At 40.8% G+C, this 25,096-nt stretch carries 21 protein-coding genes; 8 read left to right on the top strand and 13 right to left on the bottom strand.

Annotation, left to right across the window (positions count from 1 at the left end):
- The first annotated feature begins 72 nt into the window (after positions 1 to 72).
- Genes ACULLH_RS08990 through ACULLH_RS08975 form a run of 4 tightly spaced genes read left to right on the top strand, consistent with a single transcriptional unit; the run spans position 73 to position 3,923 of the window.
- Positions 73 to 1,464 carry an MATE family efflux transporter gene (locus tag ACULLH_RS08990; protein WP_454088408.1) on the top strand — a complete coding sequence of 464 codons (1,392 nt, stop codon included), beginning with the start codon at positions 73 to 75 and terminating at the stop codon, positions 1,462 to 1,464.
- 7 nt (positions 1,465 to 1,471) lie between these two features.
- Positions 1,472 to 1,699 carry a hypothetical protein gene (locus ACULLH_RS08985; RefSeq protein WP_454088407.1) on the top strand — a complete coding sequence of 76 codons (228 nt, stop codon included), beginning with the start codon at positions 1,472 to 1,474 and terminating at the stop codon, positions 1,697 to 1,699.
- Positions 1,699 to 2,268 (top strand): phosphatase PAP2 family protein, encoded by a 570-nt coding sequence (locus ACULLH_RS08980; RefSeq protein WP_454088406.1) that lies wholly within the window; start codon positions 1,699 to 1,701, stop codon positions 2,266 to 2,268. Before ACULLH_RS08985 ends, ACULLH_RS08980 begins: the two co-directional genes overlap by 1 nt.
- Positions 2,265 to 3,923 (top strand): ArnT family glycosyltransferase, encoded by a 1,659-nt coding sequence (locus tag ACULLH_RS08975; protein WP_454088405.1) that lies wholly within the window; start codon positions 2,265 to 2,267, stop codon positions 3,921 to 3,923. The genes ACULLH_RS08980 and ACULLH_RS08975 overlap by 4 nt, the downstream gene beginning before the upstream one ends.
- On the opposite strand, the gene ACULLH_RS08970 is transcribed toward ACULLH_RS08975, so the two are convergent.
- Genes ACULLH_RS08970 through meaB form a run of 3 tightly spaced genes read right to left on the bottom strand, consistent with a single transcriptional unit; the run spans position 3,920 to position 6,903 of the window.
- Positions 3,920 to 4,792: a lysylphosphatidylglycerol synthase transmembrane domain-containing protein gene (locus ACULLH_RS08970; RefSeq protein ID WP_454088404.1), complete on the bottom strand. Its 873-nt coding sequence runs from the start codon at positions 4,790 to 4,792 to the stop codon at positions 3,920 to 3,922. The two genes, ACULLH_RS08975 and ACULLH_RS08970, sit on opposite strands and share 4 nt — an antisense overlap.
- Positions 4,773 to 5,735 (bottom strand): glycosyltransferase family 2 protein, encoded by a 963-nt coding sequence (locus ACULLH_RS08965; protein ID WP_454088403.1) that lies wholly within the window; start codon positions 5,733 to 5,735, stop codon positions 4,773 to 4,775. Before ACULLH_RS08965 ends, ACULLH_RS08970 begins: the two co-directional genes overlap by 20 nt.
- Before the next feature lie 34 nt (positions 5,736 to 5,769).
- Positions 5,770 to 6,903 (bottom strand): methylmalonyl Co-A mutase-associated GTPase MeaB, encoded by a 1,134-nt coding sequence (gene meaB, locus ACULLH_RS08960; RefSeq protein WP_454088402.1) that lies wholly within the window; start codon positions 6,901 to 6,903, stop codon positions 5,770 to 5,772.
- Positions 6,904 to 7,184: 281 nt separating this feature from the next.
- Between meaB and ACULLH_RS08955 the strand changes: the two genes are divergently transcribed.
- Genes ACULLH_RS08955 through ACULLH_RS08945 form a run of 3 tightly spaced genes read left to right on the top strand, consistent with a single transcriptional unit; the run spans position 7,185 to position 9,763 of the window.
- The gene (locus ACULLH_RS08955) at positions 7,185 to 7,727 is read left to right on the top strand and encodes an RNA polymerase sigma factor (RefSeq protein WP_454088401.1); all 543 of its coding nucleotides are present in this window, start codon (positions 7,185 to 7,187) and stop codon (positions 7,725 to 7,727) included.
- Positions 7,711 to 8,331 (top strand): hypothetical protein, encoded by a 621-nt coding sequence (locus tag ACULLH_RS08950; protein WP_454088400.1) that lies wholly within the window; start codon positions 7,711 to 7,713, stop codon positions 8,329 to 8,331. Before ACULLH_RS08955 ends, ACULLH_RS08950 begins: the two co-directional genes overlap by 17 nt.
- On the top strand, positions 8,303 to 9,763 hold the full coding sequence (locus ACULLH_RS08945) for a hypothetical protein (RefSeq protein ID WP_454088399.1): 1,461 nt from the start codon (positions 8,303 to 8,305) through the stop codon (positions 9,761 to 9,763). Before ACULLH_RS08950 ends, ACULLH_RS08945 begins: the two co-directional genes overlap by 29 nt.
- 84 nt (positions 9,764 to 9,847) lie before the next feature.
- On the opposite strand, the gene msrA is transcribed toward ACULLH_RS08945, so the two are convergent.
- On the bottom strand, positions 9,848 to 10,522 hold the full coding sequence (gene msrA, locus ACULLH_RS08940) for a peptide-methionine (S)-S-oxide reductase MsrA (protein WP_454088398.1): 675 nt from the start codon (positions 10,520 to 10,522) through the stop codon (positions 9,848 to 9,850).
- 404 nt (positions 10,523 to 10,926) lie between these two features.
- Between msrA and ACULLH_RS08935 the strand changes: the two genes are divergently transcribed.
- Positions 10,927 to 11,163 (top strand): hypothetical protein, encoded by a 237-nt coding sequence (locus ACULLH_RS08935; protein ID WP_454088397.1) that lies wholly within the window; start codon positions 10,927 to 10,929, stop codon positions 11,161 to 11,163.
- A gap of 184 nt (positions 11,164 to 11,347) precedes the next feature.
- Here ACULLH_RS08935 and ACULLH_RS08930 read toward each other — a convergent pair whose 3' ends face one another.
- The 9 genes from ACULLH_RS08930 to ACULLH_RS08890 form a co-directional block, all read right to left on the bottom strand.
- Entirely contained in the window at positions 11,348 to 12,925 is a 1,578-nt protein-coding gene (locus ACULLH_RS08930) for an amidohydrolase family protein (RefSeq protein WP_454088396.1), read from the bottom strand.
- Between the two features lie 8 nt (positions 12,926 to 12,933).
- Positions 12,934 to 15,447 (bottom strand): M14 metallopeptidase family protein, encoded by a 2,514-nt coding sequence (locus tag ACULLH_RS08925; RefSeq protein WP_454088395.1) that lies wholly within the window; start codon positions 15,445 to 15,447, stop codon positions 12,934 to 12,936.
- A gap of 42 nt (positions 15,448 to 15,489) precedes the next feature.
- Positions 15,490 to 16,707, bottom strand: a complete 1,218-nt coding sequence (locus ACULLH_RS08920; protein WP_454088394.1) for a sensor histidine kinase — start codon at positions 16,705 to 16,707, stop codon at positions 15,490 to 15,492.
- 160 nt (positions 16,708 to 16,867) lie between these two features.
- Positions 16,868 to 20,230 (bottom strand): preprotein translocase subunit SecA, encoded by a 3,363-nt coding sequence (secA, locus tag ACULLH_RS08915; RefSeq protein ID WP_454088393.1) that lies wholly within the window; start codon positions 20,228 to 20,230, stop codon positions 16,868 to 16,870.
- Between the two features lie 135 nt (positions 20,231 to 20,365).
- Entirely contained in the window at positions 20,366 to 20,590 is a 225-nt protein-coding gene (locus ACULLH_RS08910) for a DUF2795 domain-containing protein (RefSeq protein ID WP_013551418.1), read from the bottom strand.
- Between the two features lie 124 nt (positions 20,591 to 20,714).
- Positions 20,715 to 21,272, bottom strand: coding sequence for a cob(I)yrinic acid a,c-diamide adenosyltransferase (locus ACULLH_RS08905; RefSeq protein WP_454088392.1), 558 nt, complete (start codon positions 21,270 to 21,272; stop codon positions 20,715 to 20,717).
- A gap of 187 nt (positions 21,273 to 21,459) precedes the next feature.
- Positions 21,460 to 21,960 carry a hypothetical protein gene (locus ACULLH_RS08900; RefSeq protein WP_454088391.1) on the bottom strand — a complete coding sequence of 167 codons (501 nt, stop codon included), beginning with the start codon at positions 21,958 to 21,960 and terminating at the stop codon, positions 21,460 to 21,462.
- Between the two features lie 33 nt (positions 21,961 to 21,993).
- Positions 21,994 to 23,871, bottom strand: coding sequence for an ABC-F family ATP-binding cassette domain-containing protein (locus ACULLH_RS08895; protein WP_454088390.1), 1,878 nt, complete (start codon positions 23,869 to 23,871; stop codon positions 21,994 to 21,996).
- Positions 23,872 to 23,893: 22 nt separating this feature from the next.
- Positions 23,894 to 25,063 (bottom strand): lipoprotein N-acyltransferase Lnb domain-containing protein, encoded by a 1,170-nt coding sequence (locus ACULLH_RS08890; RefSeq protein ID WP_454088389.1) that lies wholly within the window; start codon positions 25,061 to 25,063, stop codon positions 23,894 to 23,896.
- Positions 25,064 to 25,096 lie beyond the last annotated feature (33 nt).

Raw genomic sequence — 25,096 nt, 5'->3', positions numbered from 1 at the left:
TGAAAAGAAGGCTAAAAAACAACCTTCAAATCTATCCATTCCAGCTATCTTTACGCTTCCTAAATTTCAGCTTTGTTTCATCGGTACACCAAGGAATTTACATATAACCTAAAACTAGCCTATCCCGTTATTTTGGGAATGTTGGGGCATACTTTCGTAGCGTTTGCCGACAACATCATGGTGGGGCAGTTGGGAACCGCGGAACTCGCAGCGGTATCCTTGGGAAATAGTTTCATCTTCATAGCCATGTCCCTGGGAATCGGATTTTCCACAGCGATAACCCCCCTGGTGGCAGAAGCAGACGGCGCTGGAAATGTCGCCAACGGTAAAAGCGCCTTAAAACACGGATTGGTGCTCTGCACACTTTTGGGAGTTTCTCTTTTCGGTATCATTTTGCTTTGCAAACCGTTGATGCATCATATGGAGCAACCTCCCGAGGTGGTCGAATTGGCTATACCGTATCTGGAATTGGTGGCTTTCTCTTTGGTTCCGTTGATTATTTTTCAGGCATTTAAACAATTCTCCGAGGGACTTTCACAAACCAAATACCCGATGTACGCCACAGTATTGGCGAATGTGGTAAATATTGTGATAAACTATTTATTGATTTTTGGGTCGTTTGGATTCCCAAAGTTGGGAATTGTCGGTGCTGCCATAGGCACTTTGGTTTCAAGGTTTGTTATGGTGGGCTATATCTGGTTTTTGTTGAACCGAAAAGAAAAATTCCAACCCTATATATCCAAATTCAATTTTAGGATAATCGAAAAAAAGGTCATCCAAAAGATAGTGAGTTTAGGTTTCCCATCCGCTCTTCAGATGTTTTTCGAGGTAGCCATATTTACGGCAGCCATTTGGTTGAGTGGGGTATTAGGTAAAAATGCCCAGGCTGCCAACCAGATTGCTTTGAACCTGAGTAGTATGACCTTTATGGTGGGAATGGGTCTTAGCGTGGCGGCCATGGTACGGGTCGGAAATCAAAAAGGACTGCAAAACTTTAAAGAATTGAGAAGGATAGCCGAGTCGATCTTTTTCCTCACCTTGTTATTAGAGATAGTTTTTGCTGCCATTTTCTTGTTGGGACGACATTGGTTGCCCACAATTTATTTGGATGTGGACGATGTTGTTAACCAAATGGACAATACGGAGGTTATCATTATCGCGGCTAAATTATTACTGGTTGCAGCCTTCTTCCAGATTTCCGATGGGATACAGGTGGTTGTCCTTGGTGCACTCAGGGGGCTCCAAGATGTGAAAATACCCACTTTTATAACCTTTATCGCTTACTGGCTTATTGGGTTTCCAATCTGTTATTACTTCGGATTGTTCACGGAGCTAAAGAGTACGGGCATATGGATTGGGCTACTGCTGGGGCTTACGGCATCAGCGGTAATGTTGTATATTCGGTTTAATTATTTGACCAAGAAACTGATAAAAAACAAAGAGGGTTCCTTAGGAATCAAATAGATTAAAAATGGAATTACCCAAATTTCTTTTAGGAGACAATACAGATCATCCAAACTCAATTTTTATAGTTCATACGGAATATCCGCGTTTTATCATCAATCTGGAAAATGATGAAGTCGAATGGTTGGAAGAATTTTCCAAAGAAGATGAAGCGGAGCTGTCTGCGGAGGCGGAGAATCTGATTGAAGCCGCTACCGCATTTTACGACAGGGAAGTTTCACGATACGATAGCTAATGCTCGAAGAACTCATACAGTGGGACCAAGAGGTATTTTTGTTTCTTAACGGACTCGGAACGGAGACCTGGGATGGCTTTTGGATGTTCATGACCAGAACCCGGAACTCGGCTCCTCTATATGCACTGTTGCTTTACCTAACTTATCGGAGCTTTGGATTGAAGGGAACCGCGGTGGTTTTGGTGAGCATTGCTTTATTGATTACCTGTACGGATCAATTGTCCAATTTCTTTAAATATGGTATTGGAAGATTGCGTCCGTGTCATGATCCCGAGATCAGTGGGGTTATGCGTTTGGTGAAAAGCTACTGTGGGGGAAAATTTGGTTATTTCTCTGCCCATGCTGCAAATTCCTTTGCACCGGCTACTTTTTTTGCTTTGATGTTTCATAAGAGAGTCAAATATATAGGGCTCCTTCTTGTTGTTTGGGCCCTGACTGTGGCTTACAGCAGAATATATATTGGGGTACATTATCCCCTTGATGTTTTAACTGGTATGTTGATGGGTATCTTTTTTGGATGGGTGTTTGCCAGGTTGGCTATATTTGCATTCCAAAAATTTGGGACATGATATCATCCGCTAGATATTGGTTTTTACTTTCCCTTGTCGTGCTGGTATATATAGCCGGGATGTTTGTCACCCTTTTTGAGAACGATTCAGCCCAATTTGCGGTTATGGCCATGAGAATGGTCCAAGAAAATGATTTCTTCACCCTGATCAAGGGTTCAGAGGAATACTTGGACAAACCACACATGCATTATTGGCTGGCCGCACTGTCATTTAAGATTTTTGGGATTCATGATTGGGCATACCGAATTCCAGCTATTTTGGCAACCTTTTTGGGAGCATTTAGTAGCTACGGCCTTGGAAAATTGCTGTACACCAAAGATGTGGGCAAACTTTCCGCTTTGGTTTTTATGACGGCCCAAACCATTGTACTTTCCACTATAGATGTACGTACCGATGCAGTTTTAACAGGCTTTGCCATTTTTTCCATCTGGCAGTTGGCTGCATACGTTGAGCGCAACAGACTTCATAATATACTTTGGGGAGCCTTTGGGGCGGGAATTGCATTTTCGACCAAGGGACAAATTGCCCTGGTGGTGATTGGGATTTCAGTTTTATGTCATGTGGCATATACCAAAAAATGGAAAAGCTTATTGAATTGGAAAGTGCTCGCGGCGCTATTGGTGTTTGGATTGACCATTGCGCCTATGCTCTATGCCTATTACCTTCAATTTGACCTGCATCCGGAGAAAATCATTCGGGGAAGGGATAATCGGAGCGGTATCTTTTTTATTCTTTGGGAGCAGAGTTTTGAACGGATGAGCGGTGAAGGAGTAGGTAAGAATAGCAGTGATTTCTTTTTCTTTTTTCATACGTTCCTATGGGTTTTCCTTCCTTGGACCGTAATAGCATTGTTAGGGTACTGGCAAAGGGTGAGGAGTTTTTTAAAAACACGGTTCGAATATATATCTGGGGTGGAGTTTCTGACTTTCGGCGGAATCTCAATGCTGTTTTTGCTCATAAGTTTTGCCCAATTCAAGCTCCCGCATTACATGAATATCCTTATTCCCCTGTATTCCATACTAACCGCGGCCTATCTGATAAAAATATATGAGGAAGCCAAGAAAAAGACCTTGAAGGTTATCCTAGGTGTACAATATTTTATCCTCAGTTTGGTATTCATCTTTGCAATGCTGGCCTGTTTTTATGTTTTTGAATTCACTGGCATCCAATATTACATACTGTTGTTGATGTTATTTATGGTGATATGCCATTTTTGCTTAAAACGGGAAGACTATTTCATGCGGATCATCACCTTGTCGGCCAAGAGTTCAATTTTATTGAATGTGGTATTGAACATACACTTCTATCCCTCACTATTGGAGTATCAAGGGGGCTCAACCATGGCAGAAAAGGTCGAGGAGCGAAACATTTCGGTGGATAACATATACAAGATTTCTGACAGACATACTTGGGCCTTGGATTTTTATAACCAAAACCCGGTCAATAAGGTATCCATTTCAGATTTGGAAGAGATGGCCCAGCCTTGGGTGTATGCTACGGACCGTGAATTACAAAGACTGAGGGAAGCAGGTTATCACTGGCATGATGAGATTATTGTAGATCAGTTTCGCATCACAAGACTGCAATTGAAGTTTCTAAACCCTCTGACCCGACGCGACAAACTTAACAAAATGTACTTGGTGCATTTGGACTAATCCAGCGTTTCCAATTGTGGTTTTTTGAAATGATAGACTATCCCGAAAAAGGATATCAAAGCGGTTATAAGAAAAAATACAAAGCTGATGCTTATTGAAGAGTTTGTATCAAGCGCCAACCACTGGGCTCCATACAAGAACGTAACTTCTCTGCTTCCAATACCACCTATGGTAAGTGGAATTACCGAAACAATGGAAGAGACTAAAAAAATGAACAAATATTCAATGGTTTGAAGTTCTATCGAAAGGGATTTCAAGATACAGAGGACACAGATAAGCTGCGACAGCTGCACGAATGCTGAATAGGCTATTGATTTCCAAAAAATTGGTAGCGAATAAGCGAAAAACTTTTTGTTGAGCCACCAGAACACCGCAACACTCAAGGGAATTCCCAAAGCAAAAACCCAGTTAAAGGCCTTGAAAATAGGCTGTTCCAGTAACAGAGCCAAAACGCAGGAATAAATAAAAATAAGCAGCATCCCACTCAACCTGTCCAGCAACAATACGGAAACCACTCTTTTGGTTCCTGAATTGTACTTTTTTTGGATTACATAACCTTTATAGGCATCACCGCCAATCCCGCCAGGTAAAAAAAGATTGTAGAACATACCGAGCAAGTACAATTTTAAGTTGCTCAGTTGGGTAATTTTGACTTCTATTTGATGGAAGTAGAGATTAAGCCGAAAAGCAGCCAAAACTTTCGATAATGCCACCAATAAGACCCCGATAATCAGATAAAACGGGTTGCTTTTCTTGAGGGTGTGTACGACATCCTCGAACTGTATTTTTGTAAAAATAAAGTAGATCAGTGCAGCACTGACAACAATTTTAAGTGCTGTAATTAGCTTTTTACGCAGCTTTTCCGTCACCGATGGTTATTTTTTTGACACGATATGGTCTTTTTTGTTGTGACTCGTAGTAGGTTCTGATGAGCAATTCCATGACAATACCGATGGTAAACAACTGAATTCCCCCCAAAATAAACATCATCCCAAAAATCAGCAGTGGTCTGCTACCGATATCTTCACCAAAACCAAGCTTTACAATCAATAAATAAATATTGATGAAAAAACCTAGTATGATCAAAAGCACACCAAAAATTCCGAAAAGATGTATCGGGCGCTGAAAATACTTTCTTATAAAGAGCAGCAACATCATGTCGGCAACCACCTTAAAAACGCGTTCCAAACCATATTTTGAAACTCCTGCGTGGCGTGCATGGTGCTTCACAGGGACTTGTTTTATTTGTCCGCCCTCCAAATGGGCCAGTAGCGTAATAAATCGATGCATCTCACCATAGAGATTGAGCCCTTTGGCAATGTCTTTGGTAAAGACCTTCAAAGCACATCCATTATCCTTAATGTCAAGTTTGGTAACTCTTCTCACTAAAAAATTAGCGATTTTTGAAGGTATCTTTTTTACGAGGGAATCCTTGCGTTTTTGGCGTATACCGGTAACAACATCATAATCTCCGTTAACTGCATATTCCAACATTTGTGGAATATCCGAAGGATCATTTTGAAGATCCCCGTCCATGGTAATTACGTATTCTCCTTCCGCGTAATCGATTCCTGCAGCCAATGCCAGACTTTGCCCGTAATTCTTTTTCAGTTCTATCAAATGCACCTTGTTGTCATCCATATTCTTGACAACTTTTCTGGTATCGTCCGTAGAAAAATCATCAATATATACGATTTGATAGTTGTAACCCTTTAAATTCTCATGGATTTTTTCGGTCAACAAGACCGCATTGTCTTCCTCGTTGTACAATGGAACCACAATGGATAGCAGGGAATCTGTGACAGTGCTCATGCGTCGGCTTATAATCTGGGCAAATTTACTTCTTTTATTTAAGTTCCCCAGTGATGCTTTTCAATAGCTCTTTGGCAGCATAAAAAGGAGATATGTGATTATCTTCAACTGCCTTCAATAGCTTATCCTGTCTTTTTTTGAAGGAACTTTGCTGATGGAAATAGTGTTTTAACTGTTCATCCACAGTTTGAAGGAACCAATTCTTGTTTTGATTCTTGCGATTATGGTCAAAATGGCCACTTGTTTTGTTTTGGTCCACAAATCCCGCTATCATTTCCCATATCTCAAGGATTCCGGTTCGTTCCATCGAAGAACAGCGAAGTACCTTGGGGATCCATCCGTTTTCTTTGGGAGGATATAAATGAAGTGCCCGGGAGAATTCAACTTCCGCTAGCTTAGCTTTTTCAAGATTACTGCCATCCGCTTTGTTTATGGCTATCGCATCGGCCATTTCCATAATGCCCCGTTTAATGCCTTGAAGCTCATCACCAGCCCCAGAAAGCTTCAGCAATAGAAAAAAGTCTACCATGCTGTGTACCATGGTCTCACTTTGCCCTACGCCAACGGTTTCCACCAAAATAACGTCATAGCCCGCTGCCTCACATAAAATTATACTTTCCCTGGTCTTGCGGGCAACACCACCCAGCGAATCACCGGAAGGGGACGGACGAATAAAAGCATTCGGGTCTTTGGAAAGTGTTTGCATTCGGGTTTTGTCCCCCAAAATGCTTCCTTTGCTCAACGTACTTGTGGGATCAACAGCCAACACGGCTACTTTTTTTCCCAATTGGGTCAAGGTTTTGCCAAAAACCTCAATAAATGAACTTTTTCCAACCCCCGGAACCCCAGTAATTCCAATACGAATACTGGACCCTGACTTGGCCAAACACTTTTCAATAAGGGTATTGGCTTTTTCAAAATGTTGGGGTTTAGAACTTTCAACAAGTGTTATTGCCTTGGCAAGATGGGCTTTATTTCCCTTGAAAAGACCCTCAAGCAAACTCTCCGTGGAGATATCCTGCTTTCGAAGCTTTTTAATTTTGGAAACTTGAGAAGAAATACGTTGTTCCTTTGCCAAGGTGAAAATTACTATGGTTATAACGAAGGTATAAAGTTTTGACGGCTTATTTTGGATTTTATACTTAAAGGTTGGAGGAAGTAAGGGCATTAGTTTGCTTAAACGAAATTCACCAATTTCACAAAACCTGATCTTTTTCTTTACATGGATTTTCTGCACAATTACATTGAAGAAGTTGTTGGTGATTCGTGATAATTAGTGCAATGTGTGTCCAACCGTAATGGAGGTACGATGAGGTAAACCGAAGCGTGCGAATAAATTGTTATTCTCAAAAATGTTAAAAAAGCGCCAAATTAAAGCAATTTTGCAACGGCGACTTTTTTATATCGTCCTTAACTTGAACAGCTAGAATACCAAACACAGAACCGACCATGTTTCAGATTGAACTGGTAGAAAAATGCAAGGCCAACGACCGTCAAGCACAATTAAAGCTTTACAGGCAATATTGTGATGGGATGTATGGGGTTGCCATGCGTTTTCTGAAAAATCCGGATGATGCCGAGGATGTCTTGCAAGAAGCTTTTATAAAAGCCTTTCAGCGGATAGATCAATTTAAGGGAGAGGTTACGTTTGGGGCTTGGTTGAAAAGAATAGTGATCAATGGGAGTATCGATTTTTTGAAATCGAAGCATCAAAAAACGGTAGAGTTGAACGAAGGACATATTCATGTTGTTGATGATGATGACTGGACAGTTGAAGAGGGGATCTCCCTTGAAACCATTAAGGAAGCCATCGAAAACCTCCCAGAAAAATATAGATATGTGGTGCAATTGTTTCTGGTGGAAGGATATGACCACAATGAGATTTCTGGAATATTGGGAATTTCAGAAACAGCTTCAAGGACACGATTGTTACGAGGCAAAATGCAATTAAAAGAATCATTAAAGGACAGGACTTATGGCACAGGATCTTAGAGAATTGTTCGCAAAAGAGAGAGAAAACGAAAAGAGCAAGATGAAAACAGGCCACGAGGCACGGTTTTTATCTAAGTTGACGGAAAGCATGCCTGAGCAGAGCAGGGATGTTGAACCGGAATTCAAACCTAGGGCAGAATCGTTCTTCTGGCTTCGAGTAGCCGCTTCAGTGATTTTGGTGCTGGGGTTGACGGCTTATTTTGTATTTGGTGGCGGTGCACAGGATGAGGAACCTAAGACAATCATTGCCAATCAAGAAAATAACCCAGAACAGCGCAATAGTATTTCGCTGGGAGATCTTTCACCGGATTTAAGAAAGGTGGAAAGTTATTATGTGAACAACATCAATCTTGAACTTTCTGATTTGGAGTTTAGCGGAGAGAACAAGGCTATTGTTGATAGCTATATGTTGCGACTTTCTGAGCTGGATAAGGAATATGGAAAACTCAATGACGAGCTTAATAATATTGGACCTAATGACGATACCATAAACGCCTTGATACAAAACCTTCAATTGCGCCTGCAGTTGTTGCAAAAATTAAAATCAAAGTTGAATCAATTAAAATCATCAAAAAATGAACAGGAAACCGCAAATATTATTTAATGTTTTCCTCTTTGGCCTGATGGGCATTGCATGTCAGGCACAGGAAAAATCCAAAACTTACAAGGAGACATTCAATGTTAACGAGGAAACGGTATTGAACATTGATACCAGTCATGCTGACATCGAATTTGAGACTTGGGACAAAAATCAAGTGGAAATTACAGCCGTGGTTGAACTTGAGGGAGCTACCGATGAAGAGGCCGAGACCTATTTTGAAAGGGACGTGATTAAAATTCTTGGAAACAGCAAAGAAATAGAGATTAAAACCCTTGGGAACAGCTTTAGCATCTTTTCCGGGGATACCTTTGAGCATACTTTTGACTTTGTAGCTCCCGATGTATCCTTTGTTCAACCGCTTCTTGAGAACATGGAGATTCCGGAGCTACCAGAACTACCTGAGGTTTTTGTTATTCCCGAGATGCCGCCGTTACCACCAATTCCACATACCAATTTTGACTACGATGCGTATAAAAAAGATGGGGATAAGTACTTAAAAGAATGGAAAAAGGATTTTGACAAAAACTTTGACAAGAAGTACCAGAAGCGTTTTGAAGAATGGAGCAAAAAAATGGAGGAAATGGCCGAAGAGCGTGAAGAGCAACGTGAACAACTTCGTGAACAGCGCGTCAAGATTAGAGAACAAGTTCAGGCCATAAGGGAGGAAGCTCGGGCAAAACGGGATGAGTTAAGGGCAGAACGTGATGAGCTTCGCGAAGAAAGGAACAGGGAAAGAGAAAAAAATAGAGCGGAAAGAATATTTAGACTCCAAAGCGGGGACGATTCCAATATATTTTACTTTTCCTCTGACGGTGAGAACAAGAAGTACAAGGTAAAAAAACACATCAAGATCAAAATGCCAAAATCCGTGAAACTAAAAATGAACGTTAGGCACGGAGAGGTAAAGTTGGCAGCAAACACTAAAAACATTAAAGCAAGCTTGTCTTATGCAAGCTTGCTTGCCTCTACCATTGATGGTGACCGAACCGATATCAGGGTTTCGTATTCCCCAGTTGTGGTCCAAAAATGGAACTATGGGCAATTAAAGGCGGATTATTCGGACCATATTGATCTAAAAGAAGTAGGGGAGTTAACCCTGAATTCGGTCTCATCCACCGTGACCATTGATCGTTTGAAAAATAAGGCTTACGTTATCAATAGTCTTGGTGAGCTTCAAATCAACTCTGTTTCCAATGATTTTTCCAATATCGATATTACCGTTGAGAATGGAGAAGTGGATTTTACAATACCATCCGTACCTTTTTCAATCTATGTGAAGGAAACCACTTCGAACCTCAAATTCCCAAAGGTTTTGGCCATTGGATCGTCCAAAAATTACAGCACCAATGTTCATGAAGGATATCACATCAACAATGAAACCAACAAATCGGTCAACATAAACTCCAAGTATAGCGAAGTAGTGTTGAAAGAATAGTCTAGGTCAAGCCAATAAACATGTCCTAAAACTTTTCTTTCTTCCTACCTTTTGCCTTTAATAACTTCAGCGATCCTTCACACTTTAGTGTGATTTTTCTTTTAAATACGATTTGAAATTTTCCTTGAACCTATTCAACCTAGGGATGGAAACGTTGATTATGTAGGAATTGTAGGGATTTCTCCGCTCATAATCCTGGTGATACTCCTCTGCTTTGTAGAAAACATCGAATGGCACCACTTGTGTTACAATAGGCCTATCATATGCGTTTTTCGACTCCAATAGAGCTATATAATCTGTAATGATTTTCTTTTCAGCATCGTTTTTATAAAAAGCGACTGAACGATATTGTGCCCCGCGGTCAGGTCCTTGTCTGTTCAGGGATGTGGGATCATGGGAACCAAAGAATACCTGGACCAATTGCGTGAAGGAAATTATCTCTGGGTCATAAAACACCTCCACAGCCTCTGCATGCCCTGTTCTCCCATAGGCCACTTGCTCATAGGTCGGATTTTTTTCTGGACCTCCTGAATAACCGGAGTACACCTCTTTAACCCCTTTTACGCTTTCAAAAATCGCTTCAACGCACCAAAAACAACCGCTTGCAAAATATGCAGTTTCATATTTCTGCAGTTCTTCGGATGAAAGAATGGACTTTTCTACAGGTTTATGTTCTGCAACCGTAGGTTGCGTTTTAGAGGTTTTGGATTGACAACCAATGGATGTCAATAAGATCAGCAGTATAAATAAACTTCTCACGATTATCTTTTTAACCTTTGTCGAACCGTAATATAATATATTACTCAAAGCGGTTACAATTTTGTGAAGCAATATTTGAAATTCAGTTTCGACTTCTCCCATTTTCTTCCCATCTCTACCTAAAAATGATAAAATTTTGGGTCAAAAGACTAGGGGAGGCATCGATGTTCTTACCAAAAAACCAGACCAAATGCATGTCCTGTATCTAAGGCCAGTTCTGGAAACATCGATGAAATGCATATGGAATCGACAGCCTGTTTTTTACCCCTAAAACGTTTATCGAGGATAAAATACACTTAAGCCGAAAAAAGTTCCGATACCGAAAAAAAAGGGGTGTTAAGCGAGAGAAATCTGGGTCAGGGACCGGACGAGGGTAGATTTACAATGTAAAAACAACCCAAGTCATGAAAGCAATTTTAACCCTTATCGCAGTAATCTTCTTCGGAACTCTAGCTATGGCCCAAGACGCTTCTAAAGAAGTAAAAGTTGAAACTACAACTGTAGGTGTTGAATTGGATATTACAATTCAAGTAGAGACTGAAAAAGAAACTGAGGTTGCCAGATTGTACAGATTCAAAAATTCTAGAATCAAAAAAGCTCTTGCTTTTAGAACTAAAAGAAACAAATCTAAATTGGCTTAATCATGATTATGGGAATCGCCATACCGCTTGCATTGTTCTTTAGCACGGCCTTCGTTATTGCTACGGTTGCTTTCTCGTTGCGAAAAAGAAGGAATTCACAAGACTAGAGAATAAATAGACTTATTTGTTTTTACCCCCATTCCAACAAACCTTAACTTAACCCCAAACCTTACAACTATGTATGCTATTTTAATCCCGGTTGTTTTATTTTGTAGTTCAATTTTTGTTTTTGCAGCTCTACTGTTTTCTTTACGTCTTTCAAAAGTCCCTTCGCGTCGTAAATAATACCATCCTTGATGGTATAGCTTACTCCGCCTACCCGGACTACTTCATTGTCCACGGTTAATTTGATGGCGCCGGTACCATAAAGTACCTTGAGGTTCTTTAATGGGTTTTCGGACACGATTACAAAGTCGGCCAGCTTGCCCACCGAGACAGTGCCAATTTTATCATCCAATCCCAAGGCTTCAGCGCCGTTAAGGGTAGCTGAGCGGATAATTTCCAAGGGATGGAACCCTGCTTCCCTGAGCAGTTCCATTTCCCGGATATAAGCGAAGCCATACAATTGAAAGATAAAGCCGGAATCGGATCCTGTGGTTACCCTACCGCCCCTGTTCTTGTACTCGTTCACAAAGGTCATCCAGAGCTTATAGTTTTCACGCCATGCTACCTCTTGTTCGGTACCCCAGTCATGCCAATACGAACCGTGGGAAATTTTACTGGGTTGATAGAAATCCCAAAGGGAGGGCAAAGTATAGTCTTCATGCCACTCTGCTCTTCGAGCTCGGTGTAAATCCCTGCTTGCCTCATAAATGTTCAATGTGGGATCCAAAGTGAAATCCAGACTTATTAATTCGTCCATTACGGCATTCCAATGATCAGAATAGGGTTTTGCGGCTTGTTTCCATAGTTTTCCAGCTTCCTCGAACCGATGTTGTTCGTTTTGGTAATTGTAGTCTGACGGATAATCTTGAACGGTCCTATCGTCAAACAAAGCCTCTGGAAGTCCATACCAATGTTCCATGCTGGTCAATCCGGCGCGAGCGGAGTGCAACACATTCCAGCGTGCAACATCCAATTGAGCATGGTGACAGGCAGAACGTAGCCCCAATTTTTTATTTTCATCCAACGCTGCCGCCATGATTTCTGGAGGGGCGCCAAAGAACTTGATCCCATCTGCTCCTCGCTCTGCATTCGCCCGCACCCATTTTCTAGCTTGTTCAGGTGTACTGATCGGTGCATCATTCAAAGGATTGAAACTACCGCTTTTCTGTCCGAATGCCGTATATGCCATTATTCTTGGAGCAATTATCTCATTTTTTTCGCTTTTCTTTTTCAAATCCAATGTCCATTCCACACCACGCCCAGCAGGTTCCCTTACCGTTGTGATACCATGGGCCATCCAAAGTTTGAAGACGTAGTCGTAATCGGCACCTTGCGCAACCCCACCAATATGCCCGTGCATATCCACAAATCCAGGTAAGAGATACATGCCTTCGCAGTTCAACGCTTTACCCCCTGGTTTGAGCTGGGGTCTTTTGGATTCATCAATTTTGACACCTGGGTAACCTACTACCTGAATTTTGGTGATTTTGTTCTTTTCCACCACAATATCCACAGGGCCGCGGGGAGGGGCGCCGTTTCCATTGATTAAGGTCACTCCTCTGATGATAAGTTGGGAAAAGGGACCTTCACTTAGGTTTTCTTGTCCAAAGCCAAAACTAAATTGGAACAAGGCAAAAAGGAGAAATAATTTTTTCATAATGATTGCTATTCTGGAATTCTAATTTTATCACCTAAAAACAAGGCATTTAGGAACAACCTATTGGTGCCGTACCAGGACCCTCTAAAATTTGGGTTGTCGGCAAACATGACTACTCTGCCGCTTCCCAATTTGCTTACGATCAAGGAGGCCGAAGGTTTAAGATTTTCTTCCATATTCTTTTTGGTGACAAAACCGTCGATATGTGGGTCCTTGGCATATTTGGCCACTGTGGCATATTCATTTTTACTGGGTGCAAGCCATACCGTGTTGTTTTTGTACACTGGAATGGTTTTATCCCGATAACCAAAGGCTAGGGGATGGGTAACATCCAGATCAACCTTAAGGATCACCCCACCGACCCGCTCTTTGCCCAAGTTTTCGGGAGCATCGACATAGGGTTTTCTTTGGGCAACCTCGGTGGTATCCTTTTCTTTTTCGGTCAATTTTTCTTCGACCAACTTTTTATCAATGACCCATTTAGACGCTGTTCCAATGGTGATCAAGGTGTTGCCTTTACCTACCCATGATTTTATCTTTTCAAGCTGCTTTTTGGTAAAATCATAGCTCCCAGAAACCATTACCAAGGTGTTGTATTTGTCTAGGTTGACACTTCCTAGATTTCGGACTGGAATCTTCGTAATCGGCATATGAACCCTTGTGTCCAACAAATGCCAAACTTCTCCAGCTTCGTATGAGCGAACCCCATCACCAATGATCATTGCAGCTTTCGGTTTTTTTATGGCTGAAACATATCTGCTACCCAAATCGATACCTTTTGTGCTATAACCTGAGTTGGTGGCATAAACGGGCACCTGAAATTTCTGCTGTGCTGCCTGGACCTTTTTATAGACTTCGTCCGCATTCTTTTTTTGAAGACTTACAGGAATGACCAAAGTACCGTAATTGAAGCTTTTGTTTCCGGTTGTGGTTTTGACTGTAAAGGGCTTAAAAGAACTTGAGACCACCAATCCTTTGGATTGAAGGTAGTTTAGCGCTGCAACAGCATTGTAGTCATCATAATCGATGATATACGCATAATTTGCTTTTTGAACCGCTTCAGGATTTGCCAAATTGGCAACCGATGTGATTTTCTCGCCTAGGTTAAGGGAAGTCACTGGCTTGTACTTCATATTATAAAAATTGGCGACAGACCAGGCCGAAGCATCATAATAGACGCTATCCCTAAATTTTTCATAGGTCTCGAACATCGTCTGGACCATTCGATATTGAGGTTGCCTTGTGGGTACAACAAAACCATCCCCGGATTTATGTACCTCAATCTTATGTAACAACAACTTGTCAATAAATGCCTTTACCCTATTGGGGTCATGGTCATCTTTAAAGGAATATCCCCTTATTCTACTTCTGGAAGCATTGCCAAGGGCACTTTTAAAAAAATCTTGCTGGTACTTTCTCAATAAGGCTTTGTTCTCTATAGCTGCTTTTACCGTGGCAACACTGGATATATATTGATTTCGAATGGTGAACGGAAAGGTTATTTCCCCGAAATCCGTTGTCTGTTTATGTCCTCGGGAACTGGCCTGTTCGAACAACAAACCTAAACCCCCCTGTAAATCGGGATAGGAGGAACCATAACCGGGATAGGTGCCATCAAACACCTCTTTGGTAAAATAAAATGAACCGATGCTATCCAAAGCTTTTGCAAAGTAATCGCCAAACAGATTGTTGAGGTCTATATAATTTTCTTTGGGCATGATTGGATTCAATGACCCATTGTCCTTCATGGGCTCAAAGAAATAGGAACTTTGGGTACCCATTTCATGAAAGTCCGTAACTACATTGGGATACCACTCATGGTACCAAGTTAATTTGCCCCTGCTTTCTGGATTGATTCCCAACAACCAATCACGGTTTAAATCAAACCAATAATGGTTGGTTCTTCCTCTTGGCCAATATTCATCATGCTCTGCATCCTGTGGGTCCGCAACTAGCGGATTTCCCTGGTACATATTGGCCCAATGGGTGTGACGATCTCTACCATCAGGATTTATGGTGGGGTCGATAAAGATTATCCCTTTATTCAGATAATTGAGTATTTCCGGATTGTTTGAAGCGGTCAAGGTATATGCCATCAGCAAAGCTGCTTCTGAACTGGAAGGTTCGTTACCATGGACATTATACCCCAAATTCACAAAAATGGGAACTTCATCATAGTCGGTGGGGTTTTGGGTAGGATCTGTAAATTGAAGGTGTTTCGCCTTTAATTGATCTAAATTGTTGAGGTTTTCAGGTGTGGTAACTGTCAGCATGACCAATTTTCGACCCTCGTGCGTTTTGCCATATTCATAAATGCTCGCTCTATCAGAAAGCTCTGAAAGTTTAGTAAAATAGCTAACGATTAAATCATGCCGGGTATGTTTGTCCCCAATACCATAGCCCAGGAATTCTTCGGGAGATGGAATATTTGGATCGAAAGGATGGAATTTTTTGTAGAAATAATCTTGTGCAGAAAGGGAAGCACTTAAAAAAAGTGCTGCTAAAAGCAGTTTTTTAAACATTAGGATGCAGAATTAGTTAGTCTGCTAAAGATAGGAAAAGCATTAAACGATCGTGTTGAAATCGTCCACTATTTCTTCAAACTCAATACGATAGTAAGTTCCTTTTTTGGAAAGGTCCCTAGCTAATGTTCCCTTGAGTTGTCTCGTAAGATTGTAAATAAGTTTTAATCCGAGGGATTTTGCATTTTTTGGGTCAAAATTTTCGGAATACCCTTTACCGTTGTCGCCCAAATATAGCTCGTATCGATTGCTAGCTAATTTTTTAAGTGATATGGTAATTCCACCATCTTTTTCATCAGTTATCCCATATTTTAGGGCATTGGTAATGGTCTCGTTGATAATCAACCCAAGCGGAATTACAGTATCTATACTCAGTTTATGCTCCTCAATGTTCAAGTCTATCTTTACGTTATTGGTATTCCCCTTGACGGATCGTACCAAATAATCCAAGAGTTCCTCAACGTATGGCTTAAGTTCTATTTTGGATAAGTAGTCATCGCGTTTGTACAACATTTCATGTACCATAGCCATGGTAACCACCCGGTTTTGGCTACTTTTTATGATAGTACTGATTTTTTCATCCTCAATGGTTCTTGACTGAAGACTTAGCAAACTTGAGACCGTTTGCAAATTATTTTTTACCCTATGATGGACCTCTTTTAAAAGTGTCTCTTTTTCTTCTATGCGCTCCTGAATTTCGTTACGGGAATTATACAGCCTTAAATGTGCCTGCAGTAGATTTTTCCCCACTACTCCTCCGAGAAGATAAACTGCATAGACTGTACTTAAAAATGCAAACCAACTTCTTGAGGCTTCGGGAACAGTGTTTTCTGAAATTTTAAAATCACCAAGATCATACAGGAACAAAATGGCAATTATCGCCAGATTTAGAATAAGATATAGATGTCCGTATGCCATAGTGGTTACGTATCCTGTAAAGACCACAATAGCCAAAATAAAAATAAAGGGACTTTGTATACCGCCGCTATATATGGTAACCACAATCGCTCCAGCCATGGATATAATGGATGTAAGATTGTAGGTGAGCTCAATGTTTTTATGCCTAGTATACAGTAAGGTATTGACGATATTGACTAGCGCATAGCCAAAGAAGGTGTACGGAACAACGCCTTTTATATCAAGAAAAAAATGACATACCAGACCAAATAATATGGCAAAAAAGGAAGAGCTATAATTTACTTTGAGCACTAAATCTATTTTCTGTTGTAAACGATATATGTCCTTAATAGGCATTTTCATGTGCTGCGCTCGCTAGTTTTGCCTTTACCACTTAGGGTTGAAAGTTGGGTCGTAAAATAGCTGTTATGGGGGTTTAAGCTGTAAATCTAAATATGTTTTTTATATAAAAAAAGTGACAGCTATAAATAACTGTCACTAATATGGTCCATCTTAAATAAAATTAATCTTCCACAAGTACCCATTCACCCTTATCGATGAGGGGCTCAGCCTGTTTGTATTTTACTGTTTTGCTTTCGCCGGACATGATATTTTTAATGGTTACCCTGTCATTTCGGCCAATTTTAGGTTTCTCCCTCACAATGGTCTCCGTGACTTGGGGTCTCCTCCCTTGTGTTTGCCCAGCCGCCCTGTTCTGAGCTGCAAGCTCATCACTATTCGGTATTTCTTCCTTGGAAGTCTTTAAATTTTCCTTGGGTCTACGTACCGTTCTTGCCTCTTGGATTGGGTTGGTGTTCTCCGTTGGCAATTCCCCTTTGAACAAGAAAGAAATGATCTCCTTGTTTACCTTATCAATCATCGCTTTGAACAGTTCAAACGCTTCGAACTTGTATATCAAAAGCGGATCTTTTTGCTCGTGTACCGCCAATTGCACAGACTGTTTCAATTCGTCCATCTTGCGAAGATGTGTTTTCCAAGAATCATCAATGATGGCCAAGGAAATATTCTTCTCAAAATCGGTAATCAATTGCGTTCCATTACTGGTATAGGCAGCTTCCAAATTAGTGACCACATTCAATGTTTTGATTCCATCAGTAAACGGAACCACAATGCGCTCAAATTTATTGGTCTGGTCTTCGTAGACTTTTTTGATAACCGGAAACGCCACGGTGGCACTACGCTCCATTTTTTGCTGATAGAAGTCGTATGCAGCTTTATAGACAGTATTGGCAATTTCTTGAAAACTCAACCTTTTAAAGTCTTCCTCATTGATTGGAGATGTTATGGAGAAATACTTGATGAGCTCAAACTCAAAATTTTTGAAATCATCGGCCATTTTATTGGTTTCCGCTATGACCTCGCAGGTATCATAGATCATATTGGCCACATCCACCTTTAAACGCTCTCCTTGCAATGCGTGACGCCTTCTTTTGTACACCACCTCACGTTGGGCGTTCATCACGTCATCATACTCCAACAAACGCTTACGAATACCAAAGTTATTTTCTTCAACCTTCTTTTGGGCACGTTCAATGGATTTGGTCATCATGGAATGCTGAATTACCTCGCCTTCTTCCAATCCCATTCGGTCCATCATTTTGGCTACTCGGTCCGATCCGAACAAACGCATGAGGTTATCTTCCAAAGAGACATAGAACTGCGAACTTCCCACATCTCCCTGACGACCGGAACGACCACGTAACTGTCTGTCCACACGTCTGGAGTCATGTCTTTCCGTTCCAACTATGGCCAAACCACCAGCTGCTTTTACTTCATCACTCAATTTAATATCGGTACCACGACCTGCCATGTTGGTCGCAATGGTAACAATACCTCCTTTACCAGCTTCGGCTACAATATCTGCTTCTTTTTTGTGCAGTTTGGCGTTCAGTACGTTATGTGGAATTTTTCTAACACTCAATAACTTGGAGAGTAGCTCCGATATTTCTACGGAAGTTGTACCAATCAGAACAGGTCTTCCCGCCCTTGAAAGTCCGGTAACTTCTTCAATAATGGCATTGTATTTTTCCCGTTTGGTCTTATAGATTAAATCGTGGCGGTCATCCCTGGCAATGGGCCTATTTGTTGGGATTTCCATAACATCCAACTTGTAAATTTCCCAGAATTCCCCAGCTTCTGTTACGGCGGTACCTGTCATCCCAGCCAGTTTGTTGTACATTCTGAAGTAATTCTGAAGTGTAACGGTTGCAAAGGTCTGCGTCATGGCCTCAATCTTCACATTTTCCTTTGCTTCAATAGCTTGGTGCAATCCGTCGGAATAACGGCGTCCATCCATAATACGGCCAGTTTGCTCATCAACGATCATTACCTTGTTGTCCATTACCACATATTCCACATCTTTTTCAAAAAGTGTGTAGGCTTTGAGCAATTGACTCATGGTATGGATACGTTCACTTTTTACCCCAAAATCCTTAAAAAGTTGTTCTTTGAGTTCGGCCTCTTTCTCAATTTCCAGATCTTGTTCCTCGATTTTGGCAATTTCACCACCAATGTCTGGCATCACAAAGAAATCTTTGTCTTGGTCTCCAGATATATAATCGACCCCTTTGTCGGTTAGCTCAATTTGATTGTTCTTCTCGTCAATGGTGAACAACAGGTCGGCATCTACCTTTGGCATTTCCCGATTGTTGTCTTGCATGTAGAAGTTTTCTGTTTTTTGAAGCAGTTGTTTTACCCCTTCTTCACTCAAAAACTTAATTAAGGCCTTGTTTTTAGGTAACCCCCTGTGAACGCGAAGTAAAAGGAAACCGCCCTCTTTGGTATCTCCTTCTTTGATCAATTTTTTGGCTTCTGCCAAAACTCCAGTAAGGTGCTGACGCTGTTTTTGAACGATATCCGAAACCTTGGGTTTCAATTCGTTGAATTCGTGTCTGTCTCCCTCAGGTACCGGCCCTGAAATGATCAATGGCGTTCTGGCATCATCGATAAGTACGGAATCCACCTCATCCACAATGGCATAATGATGTGGTGGTTGGACCAAATCACCAGGCGTATGGGCCATATTATCCCGCAGGTAGTCAAAACCGAACTCGTTGTTGGTTCCGTAAGTGATATCAGCATTGTAGGCCGCTCTTCTTCCTTCGGAATTAGGTTGGTGATGGTCAATACAATCCACAGAAAGCCCATGGAACTCGAAAATAGGAGCCATCCATGCGCTATCCCTTTTGGCCAAATAATCGTTCACCGTAACCAAATGGGCCCCTTTACCTGACAAGGCATTGAGGTAGAGTGGAAGGGTGGCCACTAAGGTCTTTCCTTCCCCTGTTTGCATTTCGGCGATTTTACCTTGGTGCAAGGCGATTCCGCCGATCAACTGAACGTCGTAGTGAATCATGTCCCAAGTAACTTCCTTTCCTGCAGCATCCCATGAATTTTTCCAAACCGCATTGTCTCCTTCAAGGGTCACATAATCCTTGGAACCGGAAAGGGCACGGTCAAACTCCGTTGCCGTAACCGTTAGGGTCTCGTTACCTGCAAATCTTTTGGCTGTCTCTTTTACAACCGCAAATGCTTCCGGAAGAATTGTATTGAGGGTATTTTCGGAAATTTTATAGCCTTCTTCGTTGAGCTTGTCTATTTCGGAATAGATTTCCTCATTGCGGTCAATATCCGTTGAATTTTTGACTTCTTCCTTAAGTTCGGTAATCTTGTCATCAATCTCTTCGCGATCTTCTAGTATCTGTGCCTTAAAGGAAGAAGTTTTTTGTCTTAATTGGTCGTGGGTCAATCCTTCGAGTTGTTGTTCAAAGGATTTTATTTCGTTTACCAAAGGTTGTAATGCCTTTACGTCTTTTTCAGATTTATCTCCTACAAAAACCTTTAGTACTGAATTGATAAAGCTCATGAAATAAATTTTCTTTTGGATTGCAAAAGCCGTTCCATTGTAAAGTGTGACGGAAAAGCTGCTGCTAGGCTGCCAAAATTACATAAAAAAAAGCCTCAAATGAGACTTTTAAGAAGGGTTTGTGTTTTTTGAAAACTAATACTCGTCCTCATTCCAAAGGTAATCTTCCTCGGTGGGATAGTCGGGCCAAATTTCCTCGATGGACTCGTAAATTTCGCCACCTTCTTCCTCCATGGACTGCAAATTTTCAACAACTTCCAATGGAGCTCCTGTTCGGATGGCATAATCTATTAATTCGTCTTTGGTGGCTGGCCACGGTGCATCACTTAAATATGAAGCTAGTTCTAATGTCCAGTACATAGTAACGGTTTGATTTTAAATTTTTTGCAAAAATAATTTTTAAACCCAATTTGCCAAGCAAAATTGAGATTATTTGAAAAATATTTTCAGCATGTTAATGTGTAACGCAGAAAATAACGAATTATTAGTCTAATTTTTCAGGAATCCATTTCACTTCTTGAGCTTGCAAATCCTTTGACAACTTTCGTGCCAACACAAAAAGGTAGTCTGAAAGCCTATTTACGTACGAAAGTAGGTTGTCTGGTAATGGTTCATTTTCATTGAGGTAGGAAACCATTCGTTCTGCCCTTCGACACACTGTGCGTGCAATATGACAGTATGACACTGTGGTATGTCCTCCTGGAAGAATAAAATGGGTCATTTCGGGGAGTTTTTCATTCATTTGATCCATTTCTTTTTCCAAAAACGAAATATCTTCTTCCGAAATTCTTGGAATTTTTAAACGATTTTCCTTACTGGGCTCCGTTGCCAGAATGGCGCCAACGGTGAATAGTTGGTTTTGGATATGGGCCAATACTTCCTTGGAATGGATATCAATTTCCTGGTCTCTGACAAGTCCTAAAAAGGAATTGAGCTCGTCGATGGTACCATAACTTTCAATTCGTATATGATGCTTAGGGACTCGTTTGCCTGTAAAAAGCGCTGTGGTTCCCTTATCACCGGTTTTGGTATAGATTTTCATGTTTTTAATAGTCAATTGTCCCGGTCTTGCCTTCTTTTACCATCCATAAATTTTCTGGACCGTCTTCGGCGATTCCCACGTTTATTCCTGAAAAAAACGGCCAAATAGATGATGGCCAAAACTCCAAGAACATAAAAAATAACATTGCCCTCCATAGTAAAAAGCTTTATTACCTAAAATTACTTTATTAAATCCGTATGGTAAAATGTTCTTTGACCTGTTCCTTGCGGATAAAAAGGGCTCCGCAGTAAAACATATCAATACTTACGGTAACATGGGGTATTTGGATAAGATTTTTCCAGAGATGTTCTTTTTCTTGATTTGAATATATGCCATCGATAAATATCATACTGTCATTGTGCAAAATCTGTTTGGAAAGAAGTTGATGGAGTTGTTTTTCATCAAATTCGGTCATGTAGAGCAAATCCATCTTATCTGATGTGAATGTTAATTGAGGAAAGGATTGATGCAGTGTTTGTTTGAGTGATGAAGGTTGTCCGAGTTTGACGTTCCCAAAACCAAAGTAATCGATGCTCTTTAGGAGTACATTGATGCTTTTTCTGTGGTCCCACCGCTTTTTGGAATATAGACACTTGGTCACAAAGGAAAATACAAAAGGAGAGTGTACACCATGCTGATTGGTGGATTTTAGCAGGAATTTTATGTAGGACGTTAGTTTGAAAAACATGATATCATGCTGAACTTGTTGAAGAGCGACATTTTACCCTTCCATTATAGCGGACAGCTCAAACCAACGTTCTGTTTTCTCTTCCAGAGCGTTTGAGATTTCCTTGAGTTCAATGGACAATTGGTTGATGTCTTCTCCCGATAAATTTGTATCGGCAAATTTAGTCTGTAGCTCTACTTTCTGTTCTTCCAGCTTTTGGATTTCTTTTTCGAGCTGTTTATGTTCTTTTTGTTCCAAATAGGACAATTTTCTTGAATCGTCTTTTTCTTTCCAGGAAGTTTTTTCTGTTTTTTCGGAACTGTCGTTTTTTACCCTACGTTCTTCAACGATTCTGCTGTTCTCATAAGCTCGATAATCCGAATAATTCCCTGGGAAATCCTCGATCACTCCATCTCCTTTAAAAACAAACAAGTGATCCACAATTTTATCCATAAAGTACCTGTCATGGGATACCACGATCAGGCATCCAGGAAAATCCAACAGAAAACTTTCCAAAATGTTCAAGGTGACAATATCAAGGTCATTGGTAGGCTCATCGAGGATGAGGAAGTTGGGGTTTTGTATGAGCACCGTGCACAAATACAAGCGCTTTCTCTCACCGCCACTGAGTTTTTCAACAAAGTCGTATTGCTTTTTCCTATCAAATAAAAACCGCTCCAACAGTTGCTGGGCAGAGATTTGCTTTCCTTTTTTTAAGGGGATATAATCCCCGAATTCCCGGATGACATCAATTACTTTTTGGCCTTCCTTAATGTGAATTCCTTTTTGGGTGTAATAGCCAAATTTTATGGTATCACCAACAACCACTTTTCCGCCATCCACAGACTCTTGTTGCGTGATGATGTTAAGGAAAGTGGACTTGCCAGTGCCATTTTGTCCAATAATGCCGACCCGTTCACCTTTGGTGAAGTTGTAGTCGAACTTTTCCAATATGGTTTTGTCTTGAAAGGACTTGGAAATGTTGTGCAGTTCCAAAATTTTACTGCCCAGTCGTTCCATATTCAATTCGAGCTGGATCTGGTGGTTGGCCCTGCGCTGATGGGCTTTTTGTTTTATTTCCTTGAAATCATCTATTCGTGATTTGGACTTGGTTGTTCGGGCCTTGGGCTGCCTACGCATCCAATCCAATTCTTTTTTAAAGAGAATTTTGGATTTGTGCTGTTCCACTTCTTCTCGTCCAATCCTGGCCTCTTTTTCACGCAGATAATAGGAATAGTTGCCTTTGTAGGTGTACAATTGATTGTTGTCCAACTCAATGATTTCATTGCATACCCTTTCTAAAAAGTAACGGTCGTGCGTTACCATGAACAAAGTGATTTTTTCCTTTGCAAAATAGGCCTCGAGCCATTCGATCATTTCAAGGTCCAGATGGTTTGTTGGCTCGTCCAAAATCAACAAATCCGGTTTGTTCAATAATGCGTTGGCCAAGGCCAGTCGCTTTTTTTGTCCTCCAGAGAGTTTACCCACCTTCAGGTCCAATTGATTCAAATGCAGTTTGAAGAGGATTTGCTTGTATTGGGTTTCAAAATCCCAAGCATTATGGAGTTCCATGGCTTCAAATGCCTTTTGGTATTCCTCCGAATCATCTGGGTTTTGGACAGCTTTTTCATAACGGGCAATGATTTTTAAGACTTCATTGTCCGAGCTAAAAATGGTTTCTTCTACGGTTAAATTGGGGTTCAGATTGGGTTCTTGTTCCAAAAAAGCAATTTGGATACCCTTACGACTTGTTACCTGGCCCGTTTCGGAAGAATCTTTCCCTGAAATAATATTCAAAATTGAGGTTTTTCCGCTCCCGTTTTTGGCAACTAAAGCAATTTTTTGGTCCTTGTTTATTCCAAAGGAAATATTGGAAAAGAGAACCAGTTCTCCATAGGATTTTGAGATATTTTCAACAGTCAATAAATTCATCGGAACAATTTACAACCTTGGTCTAAACCTTGGTAAATTTTATCAAGAAAACATAACGAATGGCCAACGTTGCCAAAATAAGCATCAACAGTGGCGAAAAACTTTGCACATTAAAAATCCAAACCAATAAAGTCAAGCCTATAAGCCCCAGGGCAAACCAAAGATATTTGGAAAACCAATCCGGTAATTTATTGTGAAAAAGATAGGTAAAGGCCACAACAAAGTTGAATGGAAAGGCCCACAACAAATTGAAATTTTTAGGTGTCGAGGTATGGTCTGCGGCAAACCAAATCAAAGCAAGAACAACTCCTATAAACCCAGTGACAAAAAGAAGTGAAAAATCGAGCCACCTGCTTCGGGAACCATGTTTATAGTCTAAATAGGTAATTGTTGCCGTAAACAGCATCAGTAAAATAAACCAAAACAACGGTGATAATGGGAAAAAGTTATTTGCATCAAATTCCTCGTAATCCAAAATGACTCGCTCCCTCATTACTAAGGGTTTTCCATCTTTGGTGGTATTGTTAAGCTGTTCCATGGCATAATACGGTAGGAAGGTATGTTCCTTTACACTTGCTGTCCGATCCACTACTGAACCAAAGGCTGTGTTTATACCAAAAGACGACCAGGAATTCTCAGCTAAGTTTTGACGGACCAGCTCCCTAAAGGTGTATTGTTTGTCTAGGTATGACCCATCAAGGACGATAGCATCACCATACTGATCTTTTAAAATATCTGTTATAATGCTCGAACAGTTGTTCAGCAGGGGGTCGTACAAATAGTCCCTGTTTTGGGGGAGGTAATTATTCTCGAAAAACGCAAATAGTTGGTTTTTTTCCGCTAAGGTCAAATCCAAAATTTGCTCCCTCATCCATCTTCTTTCCAATTCGTAGGAAAAAAGAAATCTATCGAATCGGCTTCTCGACAAGGAATAAATTAATCTCCCTTTGACAAAATTCAAGATGAAATTAGGTCTGTCGAAGTCGAATGTTCCATAATTATAAACTACATCGATCCCTAATGTGGTATCCTGCACACGAAAGGCACTATGGCCAAAGGCGGATATTAAGTCATCGCCTTTAGAGCAGGTCAATACACTTATTTGTGATTTATCCGTGAGCCGTGGAATCTGGGATAAGGCTTGGTGAACAAGCAAGAGAAGAAATACCCAAAAGAAAATCCAATGCTTCATTTGTGAAATTATCTGGCAAATATCAGAATAAAT

The organism is Flagellimonas sp. 2504JD4-2, assembly GCF_053642935.1.
This window is presented reverse-complemented; position numbering and strand designations above follow the sequence as displayed.